This is a genomic window from Achromobacter sp. PD1 (assembly GCF_048541815.1).
In the GTDB taxonomy this organism is placed as follows: domain Bacteria; phylum Pseudomonadota; class Gammaproteobacteria; order Burkholderiales; family Burkholderiaceae_B; genus Achromobacter; species Achromobacter bronchisepticus_A.
The window spans coordinates 6,095,822-6,111,561 of record NZ_CP183349.1; the positions used below are offsets into that span (position 1 = coordinate 6,095,822).

At 66.9% G+C, this 15,740-nt stretch carries 13 protein-coding genes and 1 riboswitch; of the genes, 10 read left to right on the top strand and 3 right to left on the bottom strand.

Annotated elements, in window-relative coordinates; translation table 11 throughout:
* Window positions 1-210: 210 nt before the first annotated feature.
* Complete coding sequence (locus tag ACM1PE_RS28685) at window positions 211-669, top strand: DUF494 family protein (RefSeq protein ID WP_042795808.1); 459 nt, start codon at window positions 211-213, stop codon at window positions 667-669.
* Between the two features lie 66 nt (window positions 670-735).
* On the top strand, window positions 736-1,632 hold the full coding sequence (gene gluQRS / locus ACM1PE_RS28690) for a tRNA glutamyl-Q(34) synthetase GluQRS (RefSeq protein ID WP_419341775.1): 897 nt from the start codon (window positions 736-738) through the stop codon (window positions 1,630-1,632).
* Here gluQRS and ACM1PE_RS28695 read toward each other — a convergent pair.
* On the bottom strand, window positions 1,619-4,249 hold the full coding sequence (locus ACM1PE_RS28695; RefSeq protein ID WP_059376505.1) for a GDYXXLXY domain-containing protein: 2,631 nt from the start codon (window positions 4,247-4,249) through the stop codon (window positions 1,619-1,621). The genes gluQRS and ACM1PE_RS28695 overlap by 14 nt on opposite strands.
* 62 nt (window positions 4,250-4,311) lie before the next feature.
* On the opposite strand from ACM1PE_RS28695, the gene ACM1PE_RS28700 reads away from it, so the two are divergent.
* The 5 genes from ACM1PE_RS28700 (at window position 4,312) to ACM1PE_RS28720 (ending at window position 10,661) form a co-directional block, all read left to right on the top strand.
* Entirely contained in the window at window positions 4,312-6,936 is a 2,625-nt protein-coding gene (locus tag ACM1PE_RS28700) for a DNA topoisomerase III (RefSeq protein WP_251878413.1), read from the top strand.
* 141 nt (window positions 6,937-7,077) lie between these two features.
* The gene (locus tag ACM1PE_RS28705; protein WP_419343865.1) at window positions 7,078-8,136 is read left to right on the top strand and encodes an ABC transporter substrate-binding protein; all 1,059 of its coding nucleotides are present in this window, start codon (window positions 7,078-7,080) and stop codon (window positions 8,134-8,136) included.
* On the top strand, window positions 8,136-8,906 hold the full coding sequence (locus ACM1PE_RS28710) for an ABC transporter ATP-binding protein (protein WP_059376495.1): 771 nt from the start codon (window positions 8,136-8,138) through the stop codon (window positions 8,904-8,906). The genes ACM1PE_RS28705 and ACM1PE_RS28710 overlap by 1 nt, the downstream gene beginning before the upstream one ends.
* Window positions 8,907-8,919: 13 nt before the next feature.
* Window positions 8,920-9,774 (top strand): ABC transporter permease, encoded by an 855-nt coding sequence (locus ACM1PE_RS28715; protein ID WP_059376487.1) that lies wholly within the window; start codon window positions 8,920-8,922, stop codon window positions 9,772-9,774.
* A 107-nt stretch (window positions 9,775-9,881) separates the two neighbouring features.
* Window positions 9,882-10,661 (top strand): SDR family oxidoreductase, encoded by a 780-nt coding sequence (locus ACM1PE_RS28720; protein WP_059376484.1) that lies wholly within the window; start codon window positions 9,882-9,884, stop codon window positions 10,659-10,661.
* A gap of 37 nt (window positions 10,662-10,698) precedes the next feature.
* Here the strand turns inward: ACM1PE_RS28720 and ilvB are convergent, their stop codons facing one another.
* Window positions 10,699-12,519 carry a biosynthetic-type acetolactate synthase large subunit gene (ilvB, locus tag ACM1PE_RS28725; protein ID WP_251879580.1) on the bottom strand — a complete coding sequence of 607 codons (1,821 nt, stop codon included), beginning with the start codon at window positions 12,517-12,519 and terminating at the stop codon, window positions 10,699-10,701.
* Window positions 12,520-12,612: 93 nt separating this feature from the next.
* On the opposite strand from ilvB, the gene ACM1PE_RS28730 reads away from it, so the two are divergent.
* A complete protein-coding gene (locus tag ACM1PE_RS28730) occupies window positions 12,613-13,083 on the top strand; it encodes an Lrp/AsnC family transcriptional regulator (RefSeq protein WP_419341780.1) in 471 nt (156 codons plus the stop codon).
* A gap of 7 nt (window positions 13,084-13,090) precedes the next feature.
* On the opposite strand, the gene ACM1PE_RS28735 is transcribed toward ACM1PE_RS28730, so the two are convergent.
* A complete protein-coding gene (locus ACM1PE_RS28735) occupies window positions 13,091-14,011 on the bottom strand; it encodes a bestrophin family protein (RefSeq protein ID WP_059376476.1) in 921 nt (306 codons plus the stop codon).
* A gap of 104 nt (window positions 14,012-14,115) precedes the next feature.
* On the opposite strand from ACM1PE_RS28735, the gene ACM1PE_RS28740 reads away from it, so the two are divergent.
* Together ACM1PE_RS28740 and ribB are read left to right on the top strand one after the other, a co-directional pair.
* The gene (locus ACM1PE_RS28740) at window positions 14,116-14,637 is read left to right on the top strand and encodes an SET domain-containing protein (protein ID WP_118932755.1); all 522 of its coding nucleotides are present in this window, start codon (window positions 14,116-14,118) and stop codon (window positions 14,635-14,637) included.
* Window positions 14,638-14,749: 112 nt separating this feature from the next.
* A riboswitch (FMN riboswitch) is annotated at window positions 14,750-14,904 on the top strand.
* A 111-nt stretch (window positions 14,905-15,015) separates the two neighbouring features.
* Entirely contained in the window at window positions 15,016-15,735 is a 720-nt protein-coding gene (gene ribB / locus ACM1PE_RS28745) for a 3,4-dihydroxy-2-butanone-4-phosphate synthase (protein ID WP_088143601.1), read from the top strand.
* Window positions 15,736-15,740: the final 5 nt, after the last annotated feature.

A 15,740-nucleotide genomic window follows, 5' to 3' on the forward strand; every position in this document is an offset into this window, starting at 1 on the left:
TCTGCAGGGTCCGCCCCTTTTTGCTCCGAATCATGAATATTGGCAGCTTTTAAGGTGAAAATGTGTGCACATTAGCGCAGGGTGACTCCATACAACATTCCACCCTCCCGCCGGTTGCCCACCCCTATAAATCAGCGTAAAGTAAAATTCATGTTTGCTGGTCTGCCGATATGCGGGCCGACTGTGCAAACAGGCACAAAACTGCGCCATATGTTCGATATCCTGGTTTATCTGTACGAGAATTACTACACGCCGCAAGCCTGTCCTGCGGCCGACGTGCTCGCAAAGCGGCTTGCCGCCGCCGGTTTCGAGCACGAAGACATCGACGACGCCCTCGGCTGGCTCTACGGCCTGGCCGAAACCACCGAACGCTGCGTCGATCTCGCCCAGGCCCCCGCCACCGGCACCCGGATCTACACCGACAACGAATACCAGCAGCTCGGCACCGAATCCATCGGCTTCATCGCCTTCCTGGAATCGGCCGGCGTGCTGCCCGCGCCCTTGCGCGAGATCGTCATCGACCGGGGTCTGGCGTCGCCGGAAACGCCCGTGCCGCTGTCCAAGATCAAGATCATCGCCCTCATGGTTCTCTGGAGCCAGGAAGCCGAGATCGACAATCTGGTCCTGGAAGAGCTGCTGGACGAAGACGGCACGCGCTTGCTGCATTGAACGGTATCCGCGTCGCTTGATGCCGTTACTCCTTACCCGCGCGCCGCGTCGCGCGGGTGTCCCATCGTGAATTACGTCGGCCGCTTCGCCCCCAGTCCCAGCGGCCCGCTGCATGCGGGCTCGCTGGTTGCCGCGCTAGCCAGCTGGCTGGACGCGCGCGCCCATGGCGGACGCTGGCTGCTGCGCATCGAAGACGTGGACACGCCGCGCACGGTGCCGGGCGCGGCCGAGGTCATCATGGACCAGTTAAAGGCGCTGGGCCTGGACTGGGACGGCGACATCATGTGGCAGTCGCGCCGTCATGACGCCTACCAGGCCGCCTTCGACTCGCTGGCCGCGCGCGGCCTGATCTACGGCTGCGGCTGCACCCGGCGCGAAATCGCGGATTCGGCGCTGCGTGGCCAGACCGCGCCCGGGGCCGACGGCGAACGGCCGTATCCCGGCACCTGCCGCCACGGCTTGCCACCAGGCCGCGAGGCCCGCGCCTGGCGCGTGATCATGCCGGAAGGCGTGGAACATTTCGTCGACCGCTGGCTGGGGCCGCAGGAACAGGACGTGGCGCAGGCGGTGGGCGACATCGCGCTAAAGCGGGCTGACGGCCTGTGGGCGTACCAACTCGCTGTAGTGGTGGACGACGCCGCGCAAGGCGTGACCGACGTGGTGCGCGGCGCGGACCTGCTCAGTTCCACCGCGCGCCAGCGCGTGCTGGGCCGGCTGCTGGGCCTGCCGCCGGTGCGCTACCTGCACGTGCCGCTGATCCTGGACGCTTCCAGCGGCCTGAAACTGTCCAAGCAGAACGGCGCCCCGCCCATCGACACCGGCGCGCCCCTGGCGGCGCTGATGGCCGCCTGGCGCGCCTTGGGCTTCGACCCCATCGATGCCGCGGACCGCGGTCATTTCCTGCGGGAAGCCACCGCGCAGTGGGCGCGGCGCTTCCCGCTGCCCGCCGCTACAGCGGCTTGAGGTCCTGGTCCAGCATCCGGACGAGCAGGGCCTCGCCGTTTTCCGCCACGCGCAACTCGCCGTACTTGGCGACCTGATAGCGCTCGGCCTGGCCTTCCGGGAAGAAATAGGCGTTGGTCACGATGCGCACGCTGTTGTCGCGGATGCGGTAACGCAGCGGCACTTCGGCATCGGTATGCGGGTGCGTATCGGGCTGGATGCGTAGCGGCTGCCCGACGCCGCGCGCGTCCGTCTGCAGCATGACATAGCCGTCCGGCTCGTAACCCATGACGGAGTCCTCGGCTTCGGGACGCTCGCCGCCTAGCCGCAAGCGCGTGACTTCCCGGCTGGCCGCGAAGTTCAGCGCCATGTAGTCGCCTTGCATCAGCGAACGGGGATCCACCGGAGCCAGTTCCAGGATGACCACCTTGCCCGACGCCAGCAGTTTTTCACGCTGCCAGATGCCGCCGTTGGCGACCGCCAGCACCAGCACCAGGCCGCCCAGGATGGCCAGCGTGCGCCAGCGCAAGGGCGCCGACACCGGCGGCAGGGCCCCGCGTCGGCTGGGTGCGATGGTGCGCATCAGGCGCGGCACCAGCCACACCAGGGCGCGCAACACGAACAGCAGCACCGCGGCGCCGCCCAGCCACAAGGCCTTTTGCAGTAGCGGCACGTCCAATTGGTAGTAATAGACACCCAGATAAGCCAGCAGGCTGATCACCGCGAACACGACCAGGCGGAACTGGTTCAAGCCGAAGCCCAGCAGCAGCCAGGCCAGCGCGAAACCCACGCCTGGACTGGGCAGCCAGAACAGCGACAGGATCAGCAGAGCTATCGGGACACCCCAGGTGACGCCCGCAGTCAGTACATGGCGGCGGGGCCAGAGCACCGCGAAGGCGGCCGCGACGGGCAACAGCGCGCCCGCAATGACCAGCACGGCCGTGTGCGGATTCAGCTGCCACATGGCGGGCAGTTGCTGGGCGGAGATGCCCCCGGCCAGCCATACCATGCCTTGCACCGACAGCAGGAAGGCCCAGGCCAGCGGTTGCAGCGCATGGGCGCGCTTGCCGCCCAGGCGGTGGCTCAGGCTGAAGATGACGGCGGTGGCCCAGGCGCCGGTCACGGCAATGGGCAGCCACACGAAGGTCGCGCGCATGGCGTCGAAGCCCAGCCATGCGTCCAGCAGGTCTTCGCCGCTCAGGTCGGGCGACAGGCCGCGCCAGATCAAGCCCGCCCCCGCCGCGGCAATCAGCAAGCCGCTCAGGAAGCGCAGGATGACGTCGGGTCCGACGGCATAGACCGTAGCCGCCATCAGCAGCACGAACACGCAGGCGCTGGCGAACGAGGTCGAGCTGGATAGCCCGAAGATGATCAGGATTTGCCCTGCGAAGGCCATGGCCGTGCCGCACTGGCGCCAGAACGGGCCAGCATCGCTGCGCAGCACCGCCACACCGGCCGCGCACAGCACCAGCCCGGCCACCAGCGCGCCGCTTTCAGAGGTAATAAAGCCCGAGAACGCGATGAACACCAGCAGCAGCACAGTCGACAGCCAGGCGCTCAGGCCAAGCAGGCACTGCACGTACCAGGGCGGATCCGCCTGCGGCGCCGGAGCGGGCGCCAGCTGCGCGACCGGCGCGCTGGCGTCGGCCGGGTCCACCGAGTTGCCGGCCGAAGCCGCTGCCGGTTCGGAATCGGCGGCCGCGGCCACCGCCGTCTGCGGGTCGCCGGCAAGCCGGCGCAGCCAGCGCGCGGCCAAGACGGCCTCGGCCATGAGCAGCGCCGCCAGCGGCAGGGCCGCCCAGACGCCGGGTTCCAGGCGCAGCAGCCATTCGCCCGCCACCCGCAGCGACACGCAGATGACGCCGGCGGCCAGCATGGCCAGGATGATCAGGTCGCGCCGGCCCTTCTGATAATAGAAGCCCAGGCCCAGGGTCACCGCGACCCAGGCGATGCCGTTATAGAGGCCCAGGCCGCGGCCCAGGAAGTCACCAAGCATCTGGGTCAGCACCAGCACGCTGATTGCCAGGGCGGCCAGGACCCGCGGACCGACCAGGGTGCTGGCGCGCCAGCGGCGGGCAGCCAGCTCCCAGCCCAACAGCAGCACCAGGTTCAGGCCGGCCATCATCAGGCCGGGCACGCCCGGGCCGCCGAATATCAGCACCCAGGAGAACACCCGCTCGCCCAGCCACAAGGCCACCGCCACGTTCAACACCAGTGCCCATAGCAGCCAGACGGCCTGGCTGCCGGCGGCCAGCGCCCAGGGCAGCAGCAGCAGCGCCCACCAGGCGAACAGTTCCCAGGTATCGGCGCCAGTCTGGTAAGTTTGGCCTAGTAATGCGAGCAGCGCGCCCAGGAGGATGCCGGCCAGGGCGAGCAGGGCGCCAGGTATGGTGCGGCGCACGCCAGGACTCGCCCGCAGGCGCAGTCCGGTCCAGGCAGCGGCCAGCGCGCAAACCGCCAGGAGGCCCTGGATACCGGCGAAACGCTGGATTTTGGTCATGTCCTGCCAGTTGGCCGCGACCCAGCAAACCGCCGCGCTGCCCAGCAGCAAAACACCTAGCCAGAGGGTGCTGCGCGCCAGAAATTGACGCCAGGCGTGTAGTTCGGATCCCGCTTGTCTTTCAGTGCCGACTTGCATCTGGCGAATCTCCGATCTTATTATCCGCGCTACTACGGCGGGACTGCCGCCACTGGATACACATGAATAAAACGCTGATTATTGCCGAGAAGCCCTCGGTAGCCCTCGATATATCACGCGCCTTGGGAGGCTTTGCGCGCGAGGGCGACTATTTTGAAAGCGAACGTTACGTCCTCGCGTCCAGCATAGGCCACTTGCTGAGCTTGGTCGCGCCCAACGATCCGGTCAAGGGAAAATGGAGCTTCACGCACCTGCCCGTGATTCCGCCCGAGTTCGAACTGGGCCCCACCGACAAGAAATCGGCCGAACGGCTCAAGCTGCTGGTTCGCCTGGCCAAGCGCAAGGACGTCGATGCCATCATCAACGCCTGTGACGCCGGGCGCGAAGGCGAACTGATCTTCCGCTACATCATTCAGTACGCGGGCGTGAAGAAGCCGATCCAGCGCCTCTGGCTGCAGTCGATGACCCAGGCTGCCATCCGCGAAGCCTTCGCCAACCTGCGCGACGACGTCCAGCTCAAGCCGCTGGAAGCGGCCGCCCGCTCGCGCGCCGAAGCCGACTGGCTGGTGGGCATCAACGGCACCCGCGCAATGACCGCCTTCAACAGCAAGGACGGCGGCTTCTTCAAGACCCCGGTCGGCCGGGTGCAGACGCCCACGCTGGCCATCGTGGCCGAGCGCGAGGAGCGCATCCGCCGCTTCGTGCCGCGCGACTACTGGGAAGTGCGCGCCACCTTCGTGGCGGCCGCCGGCCTGTACGAAGGCCGCTGGATCGACCCGGAATTCAAGAAAGACGACCGCGACCCCGAAAAGCGCGAATCGCGCCTGTGGTCGCAGGCTGCCGCCCAGAGCGTGGTGGCTGCCTGCCGCGAACAGCCCGGCAGCGTCACGGAAGAGTCCAAGCCGTCGACCCAGATGTCGCCGGCCCTCTACGACCTGACTTCGCTGCAGCGCGAGGCCAACGGCCGTTTCGGCTTTTCGGCCAAGACCACGCTGGCGCTGGCGCAGACCCTGTACGAACGGCACAAGGCGCTGACCTACCCGCGTACCGACTCGCGCTACCTGCCCGAGGACTACATCAACACCGTCAAGGAGACCATGCGCGCATTGGCGCAGGGCGGCTCCAACGCGGTGGGCGGCCTGGCCCGCCACGCCGGCACGGTGGTCAGCGAAAACTGGGTCAAGCCCAACCGCCGCATCTTCGACAACAAGAAGGTGTCGGACCACTTTGCCATCATCCCCACGCTGCAGATCCCGCACGATTTGAGCGAAGCCGAGGCCAAGCTGTACGACCTGGTGCTCAAGCGCTTCCTGGCCGTGTTCTTCCCCGCCGCGGAATACCGCGTCACCACCCGCATGACCGAAGTGCAGGGGCACCGCTTCCGCACCGACGGCAAGGTGCTGGTCAGCCCGGGATGGCTGGCCGTCTACGGCAAGGAAGCCCAGGGCGAAGACGCCAACCTGGTGCCTGTGGCGGACGGCGAGACCGTGCGCACCGAGGACGTGGAAGCCGTCGGCCTGACCACCAAGCCGCCGGCGCGCTTTAACGAAGGCACGCTGCTGTCGGCCATGGAAGGCGCGGGCAAGCTGGTGGACGACGAGGAACTGCGCGAGGCCATGTCCGAGCGCGGCCTGGGCACGCCGGCCACGCGCGCCGCCATCATCGAAGGCCTGCTCAACGAAAGCTACCTGCGCCGCGAAGGCCGCGACCTGGTGCCCACCGCCAAGGCGCGTCAGCTGATGACGCTCTTGTCCGGCCTGGACGTGACCGAACTGACTTCGCCGGAACTCACCGGCGAATGGGAACACAAGCTCAAGCAGATCGAGCAGGGCGGGCTGGGCCGCGAGGCCTTCATGCGCGAGATCGCGCAGATGACCCAGGTCATCGTCAAGCGCGCCAAGGAATACGAGCGCGACACGGTGCCGGGCGATTACGCCACGCTGCAGACGCCGTGCCCCAAGTGCGGCGCCGTGGTGAAGGAAAACTATCGCCGCTTTGCCTGCACCGCCTGCGACTTCTCCATCGGCAAGCACCCGGGCGGCCGCACCTTCGAGCTGCCCGAAGTGGAAGAGCTGCTGGCCAAGCGCGAGATCGGCCCGCTGCAAGGCTTCATCAGCAAGATGGGCCGTCCGTTCGCCGCCATCCTGCGCATCAGCGACGAGTACAAACTGGAATTCGACTTCGGCCAGAACGACGAGGACGACAGCGAGGCCGTGGACTTCTCCGGCCATACGCCGGTGGGCTCCTGCCCCAAGTGCCAGTCGCGCGTCTTCGAGCATGGCATGAGCTACGTCTGCGAGAAATCCGTCGGCCCCGAAAAGAGCTGCGATTTCCGTTCGGGCAAGGTCATCCTGCAGCAGGAGATCTCGCGCGAACAAATGGAAAAGCTGCTGACCAACGGCCGCACCGACCTGCTCGACGGCTTCGTCTCCAGCCGCACCAACCGCAAGTTCAAGGCCTTCCTCGTCCGCCAGCCGGACGGCAAGATCGGCTTCGAATTCGAGCCGCGTCCTGAAAAGCCGGGCCGCGCGCCGGCCAAGACGGCTGCCAAGACCGCGACCAAGACTGCCGCGAAAAAGGCGCCGGCCAAGAAGGCTGCGGTGAAGAAGACCGCAACCAAGACGGCCACGAAAACGGCGGTCAAGAAAGCGGTGAAGAAGGCGGCGCCGAAAAAAACCGCCGCGTAAAACGGGCGCGGCGCCTGGCGCGCCGCCTCCCGACCATCGCGCACAACGCCCGGGCAACCGGGCGTTTTCCATTGTTGGACGCCAGTGGCTGGGGTATTGTCTACGCCAAACCGCTGCAACCAGACCTATACCGAGGACGACATGAGCAACAGCCCCGACTTCACCACCCGCCGCCGCGTGCTGGCCGCCGCTGGCGCGCTGGCCGGCATCAGCCTGGTCAATGGCCGCGTCGCATTCGCGCAGCCCAAGCTGGGCCGCGTCGTCTACGGCCAGGGCAGCATCGACCCGTTCTTTGCCGCGGGTTATGTCGCGCTGAAGAAAGGCTACTTCGGCGAGGGCGGGCTGGAAGTCGAATACCTGAACTCGCAGAGCGGTCCGCGCACCAACCAGCTGCTGGCCGCGGGCCAGATCGTGTTCGGCGCCACCGCCGCCACGGCCGCCCCCGCGCTGACGCTGGCCGGCAAGCCCGCCACGCTGGTGTTCGGCTTTGACCGCAAGCTCACCTACGCCAACGTCATCGTGCGCCGCGAAGACTTCGAAAGCGGCAAGATCAAATCCCTGAAGGACCTGGCCGGCAAGCGCGTGGGCGCGACCCAGCCGCAGTCCAGCACCTGGCTGATGGCGCTGTACCTGATGCAGAAGGCCGGCGTGGCCGACAAGGTGGACATCCGCCCGCTGGGCGACCTGGCCACCATGCTGGGCGCGCTCAAGACCGGCTCCGTGTCGGCCAGCATGGCCACCATGTCCATGATGGAACAGGCGCAGCAGGAAGGCTGGGGCGTGCCCATCTTCGATGCCACCACCGAGAGTTCGTGGAACGAATTCATGGGCGGCGACGTGCCCGGCATCGCGGCCCTGACCTTGCAGGACACCATCCAGAAGCGCCCCGAAGTGGTGCAGGCCTTCGTCACGGCGCTGGTCCGCGCGCAGGACTTCATCAGCGCCAACAGCGCCGCGGCCGTCACCGACGCGATCTACGACGATTACCTGAACGCCTTCCCGCGCGCGGCCATCGAGAAGACGCTGGGCGTCTACAAGGAAACGGTGTTCCTGAAGGACAACATCATCACCCAGGACGCCTATGACCGCATGACGGCCATCATGGGCGACGGCCGCCAGTTCTCCAATGACGAGATCAAGACCGTGCCCTACGACCGTTGCGTGAACATGAGCTTCGTGCGCCGCGCGCGGGGCCTCTGATGATCACGCTGGACAAGGTAGGCAAGGCCTACCAGACCCGCCAGGCGACCACGCACGCAGTGGGCGAGGTCAGCCTGACGATCCCGGAAGGCGAGTTCGTCTCCATCGTCGGGCCGTCCGGCTGCGGCAAGAGCACGCTGCTGAACATGATCGCGGGTTTTCTGCGCCCGACCACCGGCACGATCCGCGTGGACGGCCGCGTCGTGGACGGACAGGTGCCGCCAGCCCTGGGCTACATCTTCCAGAAGGACACACTGCTACCTTGGTTCAGCGTAAGGAAGAACGTGGCGCTGGGCCTGAAGTTCCAGGGCGTGGCCGCCGACAAGATCGAGCGCCGCGTGGCCGAGCTGCTGGAAATGGGCCACTTGAGCCAGTTCGCCGACGCCTTTCCGCACCAGCTATCGGGCGGCATGCGGCGGCGGGTGGCGCTCTTGATGAGCCTGGCGGTCGAGCCGCGCATCCTGCTCCTGGACGAGCCCTTCGGCGCGCTGGACACGCACACCAAGACCCACCTGCACCGCGAGCTGATCGAGATCTGGCGCAAGCTGGGCCAGACCATCGTCATGGTCACGCACGACCTGGACGAGGCCATCCTGCTGTCGGACCGTGTGGTGGTGCTGTCCGGGCCGCCCAGCCGCGTGCTGCTGGACGAGCGCATCGAGATCCCGCATCCGCGCGATGTGTTCACGCTGCGCGAAACGCCGCAGTTCGTGACCCACGTGCAAAGCCTCTGGAGCGTGCTGGGACAGCAGTTCCGCGCCGCCGCCTGAATCCCTACGCGTCATGACCACCTCTTACTCCGCCGATTCCCTGCAGGACCAGCTGCGGCTGGACCGCCGCGCCAGCATCGCGCGCCGGCTGCGCATCACCATGTGGCAGGTGCTGATCCTTGCCATCATCCTGGGTTCCTGGGAAATACTCACGCGCATCCCCTGGTTCGCCCAGAACACGCTGTTCGATCCCTTCTTCATCAGCCAACCCTCGCGCGTGGCCGTGCGCCTGTGGGAATGGCTGCAGCCCGGCCCGCGTTCGGTCTGGCCGCACCTGTGGCTGACCTTGCAGGCCACCATGGTGGGACTGCTGGTGGGCGTGGGCAGCGGCTTCGTGGTGGGCATGACGCTCAGCCGCAGCCGCTTCCTGGCCGACGTGTTCAACCCCTTCATCGTGGCCTTCAACTCGATGCCGCGCATCGCGTTCGTGCCGCTCATCACCATGTTCTTCGGACTGGGCCTGGCTTCCAAGGTGGTGACGTCCTGGTTCGTGGTGTTCTTCCTGGTGTTCTTCAACACCTACAAGGGCGGACGCAGCGTGGAACGCGAGCTGGTGGACTTCTGCCGCACGCTGGGCGGTTCGCCGCGCCAGATCCTGTGGCGCGTACGGATCCCGACCGCGGCCGCGTGGACCTTCGCCGCCTTGCCGAATGCCATCAGCTTCGCGCTGATCGGCGTGGTGCTGGCGGAGTTCGTGGGGTCCACGACGGGCATGGGCTATCTGATGATCACCGCGCTGGCGACGCTGAACGCCACCGACATGTTCGCGGCCGTGACGCTGCTGTCCATCGTCGGCATCGCGCTGGTTTATTGTGTGACCTGGCTGGAACGCCGGCTGCTGCATTGGGCGCCGGAGTTCCGGGAATAGGTAGATCCCCCGCAGCGTTGCGCGCTTCCCCCGGGGAGCGCCGCTGCGGACCGGCGGAGCCGGATCCGCGCGGCCCTGATTGAGACCAAGCACTTTGGACGACTGACATGAACACGCTGCCGTATCTGCGCAACTTCGACCTGACGGGACAAGTCGCCCTGGTGACCGGCTCGGCCCGCGGGCTGGGCTTCTGTATCGCACGCGCGCTGGCCGGCTGTGGCGCACGCGTGCTGATCAACGGCCGCAACGCCGAAGCCGTCGCGGCGGCGGCGGCTGAATTGACCGCCGCCGGCCTGGACGCGCATCCGCTGCCGTTCGACATCAGCGACGACGCCGCGATGGAACGCGCTTTCCAGGACATAGACCGCGACCACCGCCGCCTGGACATCCTGGTGAACAACGTCGGCGCGCGCAACCGCAAGACGCTGCGCGACACCAGCCCCGCCGAAATCCGCGAGCTTATCGACACCGACATGGTCGCCGGCATGCTGCTGGCCAAGTTCGCCGCCGAACGCATGGTGCGCCAGGGCAGCGGCCGCATGATCGCGATCACTTCGGTGGTAGGCGAACTGGCGCGCTCGGGCGATGCGGTCTATCCCGCGGCCAAGCAAGGTTTGACGGGCATGGTGCGCGCGCTGGCGGCGGAATTTGGCGGTCACGGCATCACCAGCAACGCCATCGCGCCCGGCACCTTCGCCACCGAGACCAATGCCGCCATGGTGGCCGACCCCGACGTGGGACCGCGCATCGCCACACGCAACCCCATGGGACGTTGGGGCGAACCGGAGGAAATCGCGGGCGCCGCCGTGTTCCTGGCGTCGCCCGCGGCGTCATACGTGAATGGACACGTGCTGGTGGTGGACGGAGGCTTGTCGATCCAGTTCTGATGCAGGGTGCTGGGTTGCGCAGGCGGCCCGGCGGCGGTCAGGTCGTCTCGTCCTGATACCAGACGCCCTCGGCCAGCATCATCTTCTGATGCCCGTGCCCCGCAGGCATCATCGGGAAGCAGTTCTCCTGCGCCGTCACGGCCACGTCCAGGAAGTAGGGGCCGTCGTGCGCCAGGCACTCGGCCAGCGCGGCGTCCAGCTGCGCCGGATCATCCACGCGCGCGGCGCCCCAGCCAAAGGCGCGGGCCAGCGCCACGAAGTCGGGAAGCGAGGCGTTGTAGCTGTGGCTGTAGCGCCCGCCGTGGATCAGTTCCTGCCATTGCCGCACCATGCCCATGTAGCCGTTATTGCACAGCACGACCTTGACGGGCGTCTGGTGCTGCATGGCGGTGGACAGTTCCTGGATGTTCATCAGCACCGACGCGTCGCCGCTGACGCAGACCACGGTCTTGTCCGGATGGGCGACCTGCGCGCCGATGGCGGCAGGCACGCCGTAGCCCATGGTGCCGGCGCCGCCCGAGGTCAGCCAGCGGTTGGGCCTGTCGAAGCGCAGGTATTGCGCGGCCCACATCTGGTGCTGGCCCACGTCGGTGGAGACAATGGCGTCGCGGTCCGCCAGCGCCGCATTCAGGCGCGACATCAGGTGCTGCGGCAGGATCGCGTCGGCGGCCGGGGTATAGCCCAGGCAGTCCTGGGCGCGCCAGGCGTCGATGCGCTTGTACCAGGGCGCCAGCCGCGCTGCGTCCATGGGATCGTCGCCGAGTTCGGCGCGCAGGGCGCGCACCAGCGGCAGGCAATCGCCCACCAGCGCCACGTCCACGCGCACCACCTTGTTGATGGAAGCCGGGTCGATGTCGATGTGGATCTTGCGCGCATGCGGGCAGAACTCCGACAGCTTGCCGGTAATGCGGTCGTCGAAACGGGCGCCGATGCAGACCACCAGGTCCGCGTTATGCATGGCGAGGTTGGCCTCGACCGTGCCGTGCATGCCCAGCATGCCGACGAACTGCGGGTCGGACGCGGGGAATGCGCCCAGGCCCATCAAGGTCAGGGTGCAGGGCGCGCCGGTATGGCGCACCAGATCCGTAAAGGCCTCGCAAGCCTCGGGACCGGCGTTCACCAGCCCGCCGCCGCCGTAGAAGATGGGGCGCTTGGCCTGGGCGATCAAGGCGGCGGCGCGGCGCACGGCCGACTGCGGCAGCTTGGGAGCCAGCTTGCCCGCCTGGCGGCGCGCGCGCAGCGCGGCCAGCTTCTGTTGCGAGGGCACGGCATCGTCGTCCGCGTCGCGCGGCACGGCCAGCTGCACGTCCTTGGGGAAATCCAGCAGCACCGGGCCGGGGCGGCCCTGGCGGGTCAGCTCGAAGGCGCGGGCCGTCACCGCGGCCACATCGTCCACCGAACGGACCTGCGTATTCCACTTGGTCACGGAGCGCGAGATGCCGATGGCGTCGCATTCCTGGAAGGCGTCCGTGCCGATGGCGGCCGTGGCGACCTGGCCGCTGATGCAGAGCACCGGGATCGAGTCGCACATGGCATCCAGCAGGCCGGACGTGGTGTTGGCCATGCCCGGGCCGGACGTGACGAAGACCACGCCGGTGCGGCCCGTGCTGCGGGCGTAGCCCTCGGCGGCGTGCACGGCAGCCTGCTCGTGGCGCACCAGCACGTGACGCAGGCGCGGCTCGGCGTACAGGGCGTCGTACAGCGGCAGCACCGCGCCGCCGGGGTACCCGAAAATGGTATCCACACCGCACGCGATCAGCGTATCGAGCAGAATTTTCGCCCCGTTATCGGCGGGGCGTTCAGTGGCGGCAAGCGCGGCGGCGGCGGTGGGGTGCAGGCGATCGTTCATGCTATCTATCTTATTCGTAGATCGGAAGAATATTTATCTTCTTTTCCACGGATAACCGATGAACGGAGTAAATTTATCTTTGATTTTAAGAAATCAAAGAAAATGAACCTGGACAAGTTTGATCTCGCCATACTCAAGGTGCTGCAGGACAACGCGCGCGCCAGCCTGAACGACATCGGCGCGGCCGTGGGCCTGTCGTCCACACCGTGCTGGAACCGCATCAAACGCATGGAAAGCGCCGGCGTGATCCGCGGCTATACCGTCGACATCGATCCGGCCAGCCTGGGCTTCATGGACACGGTGATCGTGCACGTCACCCTGGAAAGCCACAGCGAGGAAACGCTGTACGAGTTCGGCTGGGCGCTGGCGCAGATCCCCGAGGTGCTGGAGGCCTTCCTGGTCTCGGGCGACTACGACTATTACATCCGCATCGCGGTGCGCGACACCCGCGACTACGAGCGGCTGCTGCGCGAACAGCTCTACCGCATCCCGGGCATCCGGCACAGCAAATCCTGCTTCGTGCTGCGCCGGTTGAAGGAAACCAAGCTGCCGCTGACCGGATTGGCGGAATAAGCGCGCGTTAGCGCAGCACGAAGTCCACCGGCACGGCAGGCTCGGGCAGGGGCCGCACGCCCAGTCCTTCCAGGAGGTCGATCTCGATCACGCGGGCCAGCGCCGACAGCGGCAGGTCGTTTTCGTCGGAGCCGAAAGGATCTTCCAGTTCGTCGCCCACCGCGTCCAGGCCGAAGAAGGTATAGGCCACGATGGTGACGGCCGCCGGCATCATGTATTCCAGCGTCCCCACCAGGCCGAAAGGCAGCAGCAGGCAGAACAACCAGGCCGTGCGATGCAGCAGCAGCGAATAGGCGAAGGGCGACGGCGTGAACTTGATGCGCTCGCAGGCCGCCTGGATGGCGGCGCAGGCAGCCACGCGCTGGGTCAGGGCCTGGTACAGGATGTCGCTCAGCTCGCCGCGCCGCAGACAGGCCGCCAGGTCGCGGTTGATGGCCATGAGCAGGGCGTCGGGCACGTTGCGGCAGCCGTTGAGGGTCTCGGCCTCGTCCTGCTGCACCCAGGGGCGCGCGGCGCTGGCCATGTCTTCCTGCCGCAGCCGCGCCGCCAGCGCGTAGCCGAAGCCGATGCAACGGCGCACGATGCGTTCCTGCACCGGGTTGGCGGTGCTGGCCGCCAGCAGCACCGCGCTTTCGCGCGCCAGGCTGCGCGCCTGCACGATCAGCTCGCCCCATTGCTTGCGCGCTTCCCACCAGCGGTCGTAGCAGACGTTGTTGCGAAAGCCCATGAACACGGACAGGGCCAGTCCGAACAGCGAAAACGGCACCGCCGACAGATGCGCGGGCGAGAACCATTCCTGGTGGTACATCCACACCACGAAGCAGGACAGCGCCGTGATGACGAGGATGCGGCTGAGGATCCGCGGGATGATGGACCCGCGCAAGACAAAGAACAAAGCCAGCGCGGAAGGACGCGGACGGACAATCATGGTGCTAACCGAAGGAACGAGGCGGCGCACACTATACGCCTGTCGAGCTGTCAAAAACGCGCCGATATAATTCTGTTTCGTCTCACCGCCACTTCCATCGAGCAATGACCACCGAAGACACCCCGATCAAGCCCTGGCATGTCGTCCGCCGCTCCAAGCTGCACGGCAACGGCGTCTTCGCCGCGCGCAAAATTCCCGCGGGCACGCGCATCATCGAGTACGGCGGCGAGCGCATCAGCGCCAAGGAAGCCGACCGCCGTCATCCGACCAATCCGGACGATCCCTTCCACACCTTTTTCTTCGCGCTCAGCTCCGGCCGCGTGATCGACGGCGGCGACCAGGGCAACGACGCGCGCTGGATCAACCATTCCTGCCAGCCCAACTGCGAGGCCCAGGAAGGCAAGCACGGCAAGCGCGTCTACATCGTCGCGCTGCAGGACATCCCGCGCGGCACCGAACTCTCGTACGACTACGGCCTGGTGCTGGACGGCCGCATCACCAAGAAGCTGAAGGAAGGCTACCGCTGCCTCTGTGGCACGCCGCCGTGCCGCGGCACCATGCTGGCGCTGCCGGCCAAGAAGAAAAAGAAAGCGGACGCGCCCGAGGCCGCCGAAACCGTCGCCTGAGCATCGGCGGGGTCCGACCCCGCTCACGCCGAAGACCCCAGACGCGGCAAGCGTATTCCAGGCCCCGCTCCGGACAGGCGTACAATCCGTCAGGTCGTTAACACGACATGCAGTACGTCTTCAGGGCGGGGTGCAATTCCCCACCGGCGGTATGCCATGCAATGTGGCGAGCCCGCGAGCGCCCGGCGTCCTTTGTGGACACCGGGGTCAGCAGATCTGGTGAGATGCCAGGGCCGACGGTCATAGTCCGGATGAGAGAAGATGTGCCGGCACAACGGTAGCACCGGGCGCACCTGCGCCCGGACTGCCGTATTGCGTTCGGCTGTCGAGTAGCCCTGAAACGTTTTTCGCCCCTTTCAACTTGCGAGAGCGTTTCAAATGTCCAACGTTACCCTTACCCCACAGTCCCCCATCCCCAGCCTGGCTTCTCAGCCTTTCGCCGCTCGCCTGCAGCGCGCCCTGCATCATCTGCGCCTGGGCCGACCCGTCATTCTCATGGACGACTTCGACCGCGAGAACGAGGCCGACCTGATCGTGGCCGCCGACAAGCTGACCGTGCCGGTCATGGCGCAGCTGATCCGCGATGGCAGCGGCATCGTTTGCCTGTGCCTGCCCGGCGAAACCCTGGACCGGCTGGAACTGCCGCCCATGGTCCAGCGCAACCAGAGCCGCTTTGCCACCGCCTTCACCGTTTCCATCGAAGCGCGCGAAGGGGTCAGCACCGGCGTATCGGCCGTGGATCGCGTCACCACCATCCGCGCCGCCATCTCGCCGTCGGCGCAGAGCGAAGACATCGTCAGCCCGGGCCATGTGTTCCCGCTGCGCGCCCAGCCGGGCGGCGTGCTGACCCGCCGCGGCCACACCGAAGGCTCGGTGGACCTGGCCGTGCTGGCCGGCCTGCGTCCGGCCGGCGTACTGTGCGAACTGATGAATGCCGACGGCACGATGATGCGCGGCGCCGCGCTTGAGCGCTATGCCGCGCAGCACGGACTGGTGGCGCTGACCATCGCCGAACTGGCAGACCATCTGCAACAACTGAAGGACGGCCAGGCCGAAGCGATCGACGACGAAGTGCTGGAGATGGCCGCGACGGTCTGATCTTT

Excerpts from the sequence above, each read along its gene's own strand:
- ACM1PE_RS28710 (WP_059376495.1), top strand. The coding sequence starts at position 8,136 with ATGATCACGCTGGACAAGGTAGGCAAGGCCTACCAGACCCGCCAGGCG.
- ACM1PE_RS28695 (WP_059376505.1), bottom strand. The coding sequence starts at position 4,249 with ATGCAAGTCGGCACTGAAAGACAAGCGGGATCCGAACTACACGCCTGG.
- ACM1PE_RS28700 (WP_251878413.1), top strand. The coding sequence starts at position 4,312 with ATGAATAAAACGCTGATTATTGCCGAGAAGCCCTCGGTAGCCCTCGAT.
- ACM1PE_RS28715 (WP_059376487.1), top strand. The coding sequence starts at position 8,920 with ATGACCACCTCTTACTCCGCCGATTCCCTGCAGGACCAGCTGCGGCTG.
- ACM1PE_RS28720 (WP_059376484.1), top strand. The coding sequence starts at position 9,882 with ATGAACACGCTGCCGTATCTGCGCAACTTCGACCTGACGGGACAAGTC.
- ACM1PE_RS28740 (WP_118932755.1), top strand. The coding sequence starts at position 14,116 with ATGACCACCGAAGACACCCCGATCAAGCCCTGGCATGTCGTCCGCCGC.
- ACM1PE_RS28730 (WP_419341780.1), top strand. The coding sequence starts at position 12,613 with ATGAACCTGGACAAGTTTGATCTCGCCATACTCAAGGTGCTGCAGGAC.
- ACM1PE_RS28685 (WP_042795808.1), top strand. The coding sequence starts at position 211 with ATGTTCGATATCCTGGTTTATCTGTACGAGAATTACTACACGCCGCAA.
- ribB (WP_088143601.1), top strand. The coding sequence starts at position 15,016 with ATGTCCAACGTTACCCTTACCCCACAGTCCCCCATCCCCAGCCTGGCT.
- ACM1PE_RS28705 (WP_419343865.1), top strand. The coding sequence starts at position 7,078 with ATGAGCAACAGCCCCGACTTCACCACCCGCCGCCGCGTGCTGGCCGCC.
- ACM1PE_RS28735 (WP_059376476.1), bottom strand. The coding sequence starts at position 14,011 with ATGATTGTCCGTCCGCGTCCTTCCGCGCTGGCTTTGTTCTTTGTCTTG.